Annotated in this window: 11 protein-coding genes; 3 read left to right on the top strand and 8 right to left on the bottom strand. The window is 71.1% G+C overall.

The window, feature by feature from the left end; all coding sequences use genetic code 11:
• From ACWCSD_RS41230 to ACWCSD_RS41220, 3 genes are all read right to left on the bottom strand, one after another.
• A partial coding sequence (locus ACWCSD_RS41230) for a BREX system ATP-binding domain-containing protein (protein WP_449923061.1) occupies window positions 1-1,201 on the bottom strand: 1,201 nt, incomplete at its 3' end.
• 45 nt (window positions 1,202-1,246) lie between these two features.
• Window positions 1,247-1,732 carry a VOC family protein gene (locus ACWCSD_RS41225; protein WP_449923058.1) on the bottom strand — a complete coding sequence of 162 codons (486 nt, stop codon included), beginning with the start codon at window positions 1,730-1,732 and terminating at the stop codon, window positions 1,247-1,249.
• A gap of 5 nt (window positions 1,733-1,737) precedes the next feature.
• Window positions 1,738-2,577, bottom strand: a complete 840-nt coding sequence (locus tag ACWCSD_RS41220; protein WP_449923055.1) for an alpha/beta fold hydrolase — start codon at window positions 2,575-2,577, stop codon at window positions 1,738-1,740.
• 160 nt (window positions 2,578-2,737) lie between these two features.
• Between ACWCSD_RS41220 and ACWCSD_RS41215 the strand changes: the two genes are divergently transcribed.
• Window positions 2,738-4,078, top strand: a complete 1,341-nt coding sequence (locus tag ACWCSD_RS41215) for a dihydrolipoyl dehydrogenase family protein (RefSeq protein WP_397157368.1) — start codon at window positions 2,738-2,740, stop codon at window positions 4,076-4,078.
• A gap of 463 nt (window positions 4,079-4,541) precedes the next feature.
• Here ACWCSD_RS41215 and ACWCSD_RS41210 read toward each other — a convergent pair whose 3' ends face one another.
• Window positions 4,542-4,679 carry a hypothetical protein gene (locus ACWCSD_RS41210; protein WP_397157366.1) on the bottom strand — a complete coding sequence of 46 codons (138 nt, stop codon included), beginning with the start codon at window positions 4,677-4,679 and terminating at the stop codon, window positions 4,542-4,544.
• A gap of 119 nt (window positions 4,680-4,798) precedes the next feature.
• Here ACWCSD_RS41210 and ACWCSD_RS41205 point away from each other — a divergent pair, with 119 nt between their 5' ends.
• Window positions 4,799-5,410, top strand: coding sequence for a hypothetical protein (locus ACWCSD_RS41205; RefSeq protein WP_397157364.1), 612 nt, complete (start codon window positions 4,799-4,801; stop codon window positions 5,408-5,410).
• 3 nt (window positions 5,411-5,413) lie between these two features.
• Here ACWCSD_RS41205 and ACWCSD_RS41200 read toward each other — a convergent pair whose 3' ends face one another.
• The 4 genes from ACWCSD_RS41200 to ACWCSD_RS41185 all read right to left on the bottom strand — a co-directional run bounded on the left by ACWCSD_RS41200 (window position 5,414) and on the right by ACWCSD_RS41185 (window position 7,907).
• The gene (locus ACWCSD_RS41200) at window positions 5,414-6,238 is read right to left on the bottom strand and encodes an enoyl-CoA hydratase/isomerase family protein (RefSeq protein ID WP_449923051.1); all 825 of its coding nucleotides are present in this window, start codon (window positions 6,236-6,238) and stop codon (window positions 5,414-5,416) included.
• A 165-nt stretch (window positions 6,239-6,403) separates the two neighbouring features.
• Window positions 6,404-6,553, bottom strand: a complete 150-nt coding sequence (locus tag ACWCSD_RS41195) for a hypothetical protein (RefSeq protein ID WP_449923048.1) — start codon at window positions 6,551-6,553, stop codon at window positions 6,404-6,406.
• Window positions 6,554-6,808, bottom strand: a complete 255-nt coding sequence (locus tag ACWCSD_RS41190; RefSeq protein ID WP_397157359.1) for a hypothetical protein — start codon at window positions 6,806-6,808, stop codon at window positions 6,554-6,556.
• A 148-nt stretch (window positions 6,809-6,956) separates the two neighbouring features.
• On the bottom strand, window positions 6,957-7,907 hold the full coding sequence (locus tag ACWCSD_RS41185; protein ID WP_449923045.1) for a helix-turn-helix transcriptional regulator: 951 nt from the start codon (window positions 7,905-7,907) through the stop codon (window positions 6,957-6,959).
• Between ACWCSD_RS41185 and ACWCSD_RS41180 the strand changes: the two genes are divergently transcribed.
• On the top strand, window positions 7,900-8,238 hold the full coding sequence (locus ACWCSD_RS41180; protein ID WP_397157355.1) for a hypothetical protein: 339 nt from the start codon (window positions 7,900-7,902) through the stop codon (window positions 8,236-8,238). The genes ACWCSD_RS41185 and ACWCSD_RS41180 overlap by 8 nt on opposite strands.
• The last annotated feature ends 380 nt before the right edge of the window (window positions 8,239-8,618 follow it).

The raw sequence follows: 8,618 nt of genomic DNA, 5'->3' as shown, positions 1-8,618 counted from the left end.
GCCAGGGGTCGGTGGTGAGCTCTGCCGCGCTGCGCAGCAGGGTCGCGGCGGCGGCCATCCCGCCGCGGGTGCGAGCGCCCTGCGCGGCCTCGGCGAGGTCGGCGGCGAGCACGTCGTCGGGAGCTTCGGCCGCCGCTGCCAGGTGCCATAAGCGCCGCTGCCGGTCGCTCTCGCCGTCCAAGGCGCCGGCGAGCGCGTGGTGGGCGGCCCGCCGTTCCTCAGCGCCGCCCGCGGCGTAGGCGGCCGCGCGGATCAGCGGGTGCCGGAACAGGACGCCGCTTCCGATCTCGACGAGCTGAGCCTCCTCCGCCGCGGCCGCCGCGTGTGGACCGAGGCCGAGCTCGTGGGCGGCGCGCCAGAGCAGGGCGGCATCGCCGGTGGGGTCGGCGGCTGCGAGGAGCAGCAAGAGGCGGGCCGGTTCCGGCAGGGTACGGATGCGTCGCTTGTAGCGGTCCTGCAGTGCGTCGGCGCCGGTCGCCGGGAGGGCGAAGCCGCCGAGGAGTTCCGCCCGGCCGCTGCGTGACAGCTCCAGCAGGGCCAGCGGGTTGCCGCGGGTTTCGGCCACGATGCGGTCGAGCACGCGGCTGTCGAGCCGCCCCGGGGTCGCCGCGGTCAGCAGCTCACGGGCGTCGGCGTCGGCGAGGCCGGCCACGGCCAGGGACGGAAGCCCGGCCAGCAGCGTGTCTGGGTTCTGCTCTCTGACGGCGAAGACCAGCAGCACCCCTTCGCCGAGCAGCCGTCGGGCGACGAATCCGAGCACCTGCCTGGATGCGGCGTCGAGCCACTGGGCGTCGTCGACGAGGCATACGAGCGGCTGCTCGGCAGCCGACTCGGCGAGCAGGCCCAATACCGCCAGCCCGAGGACGAGCCGGTCGGGCGTCGCACCCGCCGCGTGTCCGAAGGTCACTTCGAGCGCCTGCCGCTGCGGTGCCGGCAGGGTGGAGGATGCGGCGAGCATGGGTGCGCAGAGCTGGTGGAGTGCGGCGAACGGCAGCTCAAGCTCGGACTCCACGCCGGTGAGCCGGATGATCCTGCAGTGAGCGGCCTGGTTCTCAAGGTAGTGCAGCAGCGTGGTCTTGCCCGTGCCTGCCTCGCCGCGCAGGACCAGCGCGGCGCTCTGCCCCTCTCTGACCCGGCGCAGCGCCTGGTCCAGCCGTTCGCGTTCGGTTCGGCGTCCGCGGAGGACCAGCGCTGCTGCCACGCCCCGAGTCTAGGGATCAACCGCCCGGCCGGCACGATCCTGTCCTCATTCGGGCAGCGGGTCACCGTGGTGCTCGACCCGTCCGGGGAGGCGGGTGGTGACCTCCTGGATCAGGTAGGCGTTGCCGTCCAGATCGCGGAAGGTCGCGAAGGAGCCATAGCTGGCGTGCTCGGGCGCCGGCCCGTCGGCCCGGCCGCCGGGGATCTGGCCGAACTGCGCGCCGGGGGCGTCCGGGTGGAAGATCTCGCTGACGTCGGCGCCGAGGGACACGAGCCGCTCGCGGGCAGCGGCGATGTCGGAGACGACCAGGTAGACGCCTTCGGCGGTGCCGGGCTTCTGGCCGGTGATCCGGGTGCCGAACTGGACGGAGGCCGGTGACCCCGGCGGGGTGACCTGGACGACGCGGAAGCCGTTGGCGAAGGCGAAGTCGGCGTCCAGGCGCCAGCCCAGGTCCTGGTAGAACTGCTTGGAGCGGTCGACGTCGGACACGGGGATCACGACGGCTTCGACCTTGAGGTCCGTCTGCTTCATGGTGCTCACCTTCCGGTTCGGACGGGCTGGTGGCGCTCCCACCAGTCCAGGACGAGGGAGGCGTAGGCCCTCGGGGCTTCCTCCCAGGCGAAGTGCCCGGCGTCGACGACGTCGAGCGAGCTGTCGGGCAGCCGGGCGGCGAGGAACTCGCCGTGGGCGCGGGGGACGACCAGATCGCGCTCCGGGGCGATGATCCGGACCGGTGTCCGAATCGCCGGGAGCAGCGGTTCCAGGGCGTCGAGCTCGGCCGGGTAGGTGCGGACGTAGCGCATCGATTCGGCGAAACGGCGCCCTGCGTAGGAGGCGGCGTAGTCCTCGCGAACGTGGTCGGCGAGCGGCGTGGCCGGGTGGATGTTGTCCAAGGTCATCCGGGTGATCTGGTCCGCGTTCAGCTCGTACCAGGCCAGGTCGGGGTCACGGACCCAGGTCGCGAGCGGCTCACCGAGGTCCAGACGGGCCGAGGCCGCGCCGCCGCCGATGACGAGGCTGTGGAAGCGCTCGGGCCGGCCGGCCGCCGCGAACAGCGAGGCGCTGGTGCCCACGTCCGGCCCGACGACGTGCGTCCGGTCGAGCCCGAGCGCGTCCATGAGCCGAAGCACGAACGCGCCGGCGGCGCGCGGGGTGAGCACGTCCGGGCGTCCTTGCGATCTGCCGAACCCGGGCAGGTCGACGGCGACGACGTGCGCGGCGGCGGCCAGTTCGGTCCACATCGGCTCGAACGCGTACAGGCTCTCGGGCCACGGGCTGAGGAGCAGCGCGTGCTGTGCGCGCGGTTCGGTCTCGGCGTAGCGGACGGTGAGGCCGTCCACGGTGATGGTCTTGGTGGTGATCGGGGAGGTGGTCATGTCGCCCTCCTTCGGGAACGCCCCCAGCTTCGTGCGGGCGGCGCTCCGTCGCACCAGGGTTGACCCCTGGCCTGCGCCCAGGGGTCAACACGGGTGCGACACGACGAGAGGTGCTGCATGGTCATAGGACAAGACGGACCCACCGGAAAGGGACGAGACCATGGAATGCGATGTCGTAGTGATCGGCTTGGGCCCCGGCGGCGAGCACGTGGCCGGGAGCCTGGCCAAGGCCGGGTTGTCGGTCGCCGGCGTGGACGAGCGCCTAGTGGGTGGCGAATGCCCGTACTTCGGGTGCATTCCGAGCAAGATGATGATCGCCGCGGCCGACAGGCTCCGCACGGCCCAGCACGCCAAGACGGCGAGCGTCCACCCCGACTGGAAACCGGTCGCCGACCGCATTCGCGAGGAGGCCACCGACGACTGGAACGACCAGGTCGCCGTCGACCGGCTGGTCGCCGCAGGGGCCGTCTTCGCCCGTGGCCGAGGCCGCATCACCGGGCCCCGTACGGTCACCGTCACTGCTGCTGACGGGTCGACGACGACCTACACGGCCCGGCGCGGCATCGTGCTCAACACCGGGACGTCACCCGCCGCGCCGCCGATCCCCGGCCTGGCCGCCACGCCGTACTGGACCAATCGGGATGTCGTCCGGCTCACCGAACTGCCCGCCTCCCTGGCTGTGCTCGGCGGCGGCGCGATCGGGAGTGAGCTCGCACAGGCGCTCGCCGCCTTCGGCGTCGAGGTGACGGTGATCGAGGTCGCCGACCGGCTGCTCGCCATAGAGGAACCGGAGGCCTCAGCGGCGGTGGAGAAGGCGTTCGCCGCCGACGGCATCATCGTGCGTACGGCGGCGCGCGCCGAACGAGTCGAGCACGACAGCGACCGCTTCAGCATCCACCTCGGCGACGACGTGGTCACCGCGGAACGCCTGCTGGTCGCCGCAGGCCGGCGCAACAACCTGAGCGATCTCGGCCTGGAGCACGTCGGGCTGGACCCGCAGGCCCGCGTCCTGGACCCCGACGAGCGGATGCGGGTCGCCGACGGCGTCTGGGCCATCGGCGACATCACCGGCAAGGGCGCCTTCACGCACATGTCCATGTACCAGGCCGACCTCGTCATCCGCGACCTGACCGGCGCCGACGGCCCGTGGGCCGACTACCGGGCCGTCGGCCGGGTCACCTTCACCGCGCCCGAGGTCGGCTCCGTCGGCCTCACCGAAGCGGCGGCCCGCGAACACGGCGTCAACGTCAGGACGGCCACCAGCGACCTGGGGACGCGCGGCTGGATCGCCGGGGAGGCTGGCCCGATCAAGCTCGTGGCCGACGCGGAGCGGGGTGTGCTGATCGGTGGGACCGTCGTCGGCAGCATGGGCGGCGAAGTGCTGTCCGCCCTCGTCACCGCGATCCACGCGCGGATCCCGATCGCGACGCTGGCGGAGATGCACTTCGCCTATCCGACCTTCCACCGCGCCCTCCAGCCGGTGCTGCGCGCCCTGCGGTGAGAGCTGGCTGATCATCGGGAGGTGAAGGCGGCAGTCTGGAACACCGTGGAGTTGGCGTGCCTGTCCACGGAGCGGTCGTAGACGGCCAGGGCATGGTCCAGGGACTGTCACGGGGGGCGAGAGGCGACGTCCGGGTGCGAACGTGAATACGTCATCGAGGGCATCCGGACGTCGCGGGATCTCCGGGGTGCCCGCCTCCGCGGCCGCGAGCACGGCATGCAACTTCCCCCACAGCTTCGGAGCCCAGGCCCAGGTGGACGACAACCCGGGCAACGGAGCTCCGCGGTGGATCTGGGTGAACGCGGCAGGGGTCAGGGCGTACGGTTTCGACGCCGCCTATCTCGATGCTTCTAGCCGCGACGCTACTCCAGGTGGCTGCTTCCTTCGGTTCTCGATCGCGCCTGTCGGCCGCCGCCACACGCTTCTGTGCGGCACCATGGGGGGGGACGGCTGGCCGCCGGGCTTACACGTTCAGCCCGGCCTCGCCATGGGCGTCGGCCGGCACGTCCTGCAGCATGAGCATGTTGACGAACGCCGACGGAGCCTGCGCGCGCCGTGGCCGACTCGTCGGCGAGGCGATCTGCCCATCTGCAAGCCTCAAGGACTACTGCCCCATCCAGCGTCTGGCTCGATAGAGCGAAAGGCCATGAATGGGGGATGATGTCAGGAGGCGCGCGCCGAACGGGCCGCTGCTGTCTGATCTGATTCCGAGGAGTCGTCATGCAGGTCGCGGTGGTCACCTTCGACGGGTTCAACGAACTGGACAGCTTCATCGCCTCGGCACTGATCAACCGGTGCCGGGCCGACGGGCTGGAAGCCTTCATCACCACGCCGACGCCCGTCGTCACCTCGATGAACGGTGTTCCGGTGACCGGGCAGCGGCCGATCGAGTTCGTGGCCGAGGCCGAGGCGGTGCTCATCGGGAGCGGGGTGAAGACCCGCGACGTGGTGGCCGATGATCGGCTGCTGTCCATGCTGCCTCTCGACCCAGGCCGACAGCTCATCGGATCGCAGTGTTCCGGAGCGCTGGTGCTGGCCCGCCTGGGGTTGCTGGGCGACATGCCGGTCTGCACCGACCGGACGAGCCGGCCGTTCGTCGAGGCGGAGAATGTCAGGGTCCTGGATGCGCCCTTCCACGCCCGGGGAAACATAGCGACGGCGGGTGGGTGCCTGGCCTCGCAGTACCTTGCCACGTGGGTGATCACCCGCACACTCGGCGAGGCGGCGGCCCAAGCCGTACTCGACTATGTCGCGCCAGTTGGAGAGAACGACGAGACGGTCGAGCGTGCTCTCGGGGTCGTCCACCGAGGGAGCGCTCTCATCTTGCGTTGATCTTCACAGGTCGCCGAGGCGGTCGCCCAGGTTGAGTTCGAGCGGCCCTCGTGTCTGCAGCCCCTGGGCGAAGAGGCTCTTCACCCTGGTTTGGGCGGCTTCTGCCGTGACCAGGTCTCGGAAGCGGATCGCGTCCGCGCGGAAGGCGTCGGCCGCGGGCAGGGTCAGCTCGTTGAGGACCCGCTTGGCCGTACGGACCCCCTCGGCGGGGAACGAGGCGATCCGCCGGGCGAGGCGGGCCACGAAGGCGTCCAGGTCCGCGTCAGGGACCGCCCGGTTGATCCAGCCGTACCGCTCCGCGGTGCGGGCGTCGAAGTCCTCGGATCCGAGGATCACCTCCATGGCCCGCCCTCTTCCCAGCAGCCGGGCCAGGTGCTGGATGCCGCCGGCACCGGGAGGGGCGCCGGTGCCGACCTCGATCTGCCCGAGGACGGCGCTCTCCAGGGCGGCGAAGCGCATGTCGCAGGCCAGTGCCAGTTCGCTGCCCGCCCCGCGCGCCCGGCCGCGGATCTTCGCGATGGTCACGACCGGCAGCTCGCTGAGCCGATGCCACAGCATCCCCAGAGAGGAGTCGCCAGGGCCGCCCGCCCTGGCCGCTTCAGCGGTGTAGGCGGCGACCTTGGTCAGGTCGACGTGCGGGACGAAGTAGTCAGGGTCGGCGCTCTCCAGGACCACGACCCGGACGTCCTGGCCTGTTTCCAACTCGCCGACCAGGTCCACCAGGTCGCGGACGAGCTCGGGGCCGATCAGGTTCATCGGCGGCGCGTCCATCACCACGCTCAGCACACCCTGATCGGTGTGCGTAAGGCGCAGAGTCTCATACGTCATGACTACTCATCCTCTCCGGGACAAGGCCTGCCCCTCTGAGCCGTACGGCATGGCAGGGGGCGGGCGGGTGCCCGACCTGGCTCGTTCAGGCAGTCGCCGGTGACCTGCCCTGGCTTCCTCCCCATCGCACCGTCCCACGCATCAGGCGGCGAAACTCATCAGGGCTCAACCGGTTACGCGGTCAGCCTTGTCGTTGATCCAGCCGGGCAGGCTCGGCCACCACTCGTTCGGCCCGACAGAGAACAACTCCCTGGGGTCCGCGTCGAAGTCGTACAGGGTCGCGCCGTATTGCGGCCAGCCAGTCCAGATCCGCACTTAAGAGACCTTGTTCTTCACATAGGCGGGCAGGATCACAGTCTGTCCCAGCGTCCACTCGAAACAGTCGCCCTGGTAGTTGTCGTCGGTGAACATCTGTCCCCAGCCCTCCTGCCCGTAATGGGGGCAGTTGCCCTGCGCGCTGGCGCTGGGGGCGGCGACCAGCAGGGCGGCCGCGGTGGTCGCGACGGACAGCGCGACGGTGATGCTCCTGCGAAGGGGACGGGAGGCGGTGGGGGTGGCCTTGGCGGACATCTCTGCTCCTTGCCGTGGTCCCGGGCTCACGGTCCGGGCGCCTGGGCGGTGATGTCTTCACGATCGCGCGCGGCCGCCGGTATTCGCGCCCGTGACACTCCCTGGCCCTCGCCCGGGCCCCTTACTGGGGCCGGGTCGCCGAGCGCGGTCAGACCGTCGCCGGTTCGGCAGCTCGAAGTGCTTGCGCCAGGTCCTTGCGTGAGGTGACGTCGAGTTTGGTGAACGCCTTGCTCAGGTGCCACTCGACAGTGCGGTGACTGACGAACAGGCGGGCGGCGATCTCCGGATCGGTGTGCCCGCCGCCGGCCAGTCGCGCGATCTGTGCCTCCTGCGAGGTCAGCCCTACGCTCGGGCCCTGGCTGCGCTTGTGGACGGTTTCCCCGGTCGCCAGTAGCTCCTGTTCCGCGCGTTGGGCGAACGCTGCCGCTCCCATCGCATCCAGGGCGCGTATGGCGGCCTCGATCAGTTCGGGGAGCACCCACACGGTGAAGCCGATCCCGTCCGGTTCGGCGGCTCGGTGCGCGGCTTCGGCGGCCGCACCGTACTCGCCATGGCCCAGATGCAGGGTCGCGGCGGCCCACCCCGCCGCCTCCACGACGAAACCCTCGCCGCGGTCGGTCGCCTCGGCGATGATCTGATCGCGCATGTCGAGGGTTCGTTCCCGGTCTCCTCGCCAGGCGGCGAGCAGGATGGAGAAGTCGGCGATGGCGACGTTGCTCGTCGCCTGGGTGATCGAGTCGGCTTCCCGGATGAGCTGCTGGGCCAGATCGAAGCGGCCCGCGAACAATTGGTGAGCGGCGGAGTAGTTCAGCGCGAACGGCAAGACCGTGAGCAGGCCGCCCTCACGGGCCGCCTCGGCCAGACCGCCCGCCATCGCCGCGCACGCCTCGTCGTCCCACACGTCCATGGCCAGTTGGCAGGCCGGCCGGCACCAGGCGATGTTCTCGCGCCGGAAGCCCTCGCGGCGGAAGGTCGCGAGCGCCCGCCGCACCGACGGCAGCCCCTGGACGTACTCGCGGGTCGCCCGGGTGACAAGCACGTCGAGGAACTGGTCGACCGCCCGGACGGGGTGATCATCGACTGGTGCGAGCGTGCACACCCGTGTGCTCCTGGCCTCCGCCACCAAGCGCCACCAGCATCGTCTTCGCCGTCGAACCCGCCGCGATGGACTGGGCCACAGCCGCCGCGCTGCCCGCTGCGACCTCGACCTGCTGCACGTCACCGACGCCGACACCCAGCTCATCCCCGGCGCGGCGGGCGCGGTCGGCACCGTCGCGGTCCAGCCGGCCGTCGCCCGCGGCGCCACTGTCACCGGCACGACCTCCGCCGCCGACCACGACTACCGGCGTTCGCTCGCGCCGTCCCTGTCTCCCACGGCGACGGGCTCGCCGACCGCCTCCGCCACCTCGCACCTCAGGGCATCGACGTGACATCGCCGACCCCGGACCAAGCCATGCGACGCAGCGAAACCGGCCACACCCGAGGAAAGATCGTCCTGCACTGCCAAGCCGGCCTGAACGCCCCGGCCCCTGCACGGACGACAATCTGCGCGTGGTGGCCATCGAGATCGAACGTGCCGTGGCCGCCTCGCCCGCGCCGAGCCGATAACCCGCGATCCACTGGCGCGCCCTCACCCGGTTCGTCGCCATCGCGGACAGCCACTTTGCGGCTCGTCGCATGTTCCCGACCCCAGGGCCCGCTCGGCGGGTCGGCAGAACGCGCTCGGCATCGTCGACCAGTCCGACCAACGGCCTTGGACCAGTGGACGGGGGTCACCTCACCGGAGAGTTCCTAGGAGGGAAGGGTGAAG

The organism is Nonomuraea sp. NPDC001684 (assembly GCF_053596515.1).
This window is presented reverse-complemented; position numbering and strand designations above follow the sequence as displayed.

Excerpts from the sequence above, each read along its gene's own strand:
- ACWCSD_RS41225 (WP_449923058.1), bottom strand. The coding sequence starts at position 1,732 with ATGAAGCAGACGGACCTCAAGGTCGAAGCCGTCGTGATCCCCGTGTCC.
- ACWCSD_RS41220 (WP_449923055.1), bottom strand. The coding sequence starts at position 2,577 with ATGACCACCTCCCCGATCACCACCAAGACCATCACCGTGGACGGCCTC.
- ACWCSD_RS41215 (WP_397157368.1), top strand. The coding sequence starts at position 2,738 with ATGGAATGCGATGTCGTAGTGATCGGCTTGGGCCCCGGCGGCGAGCAC.
- ACWCSD_RS41205 (WP_397157364.1), top strand. The coding sequence starts at position 4,799 with ATGCAGGTCGCGGTGGTCACCTTCGACGGGTTCAACGAACTGGACAGC.
- ACWCSD_RS41200 (WP_449923051.1), bottom strand. The coding sequence starts at position 6,238 with ATGACGTATGAGACTCTGCGCCTTACGCACACCGATCAGGGTGTGCTG.
- ACWCSD_RS41190 (WP_397157359.1), bottom strand. The coding sequence starts at position 6,808 with ATGTCCGCCAAGGCCACCCCCACCGCCTCCCGTCCCCTTCGCAGGAGC.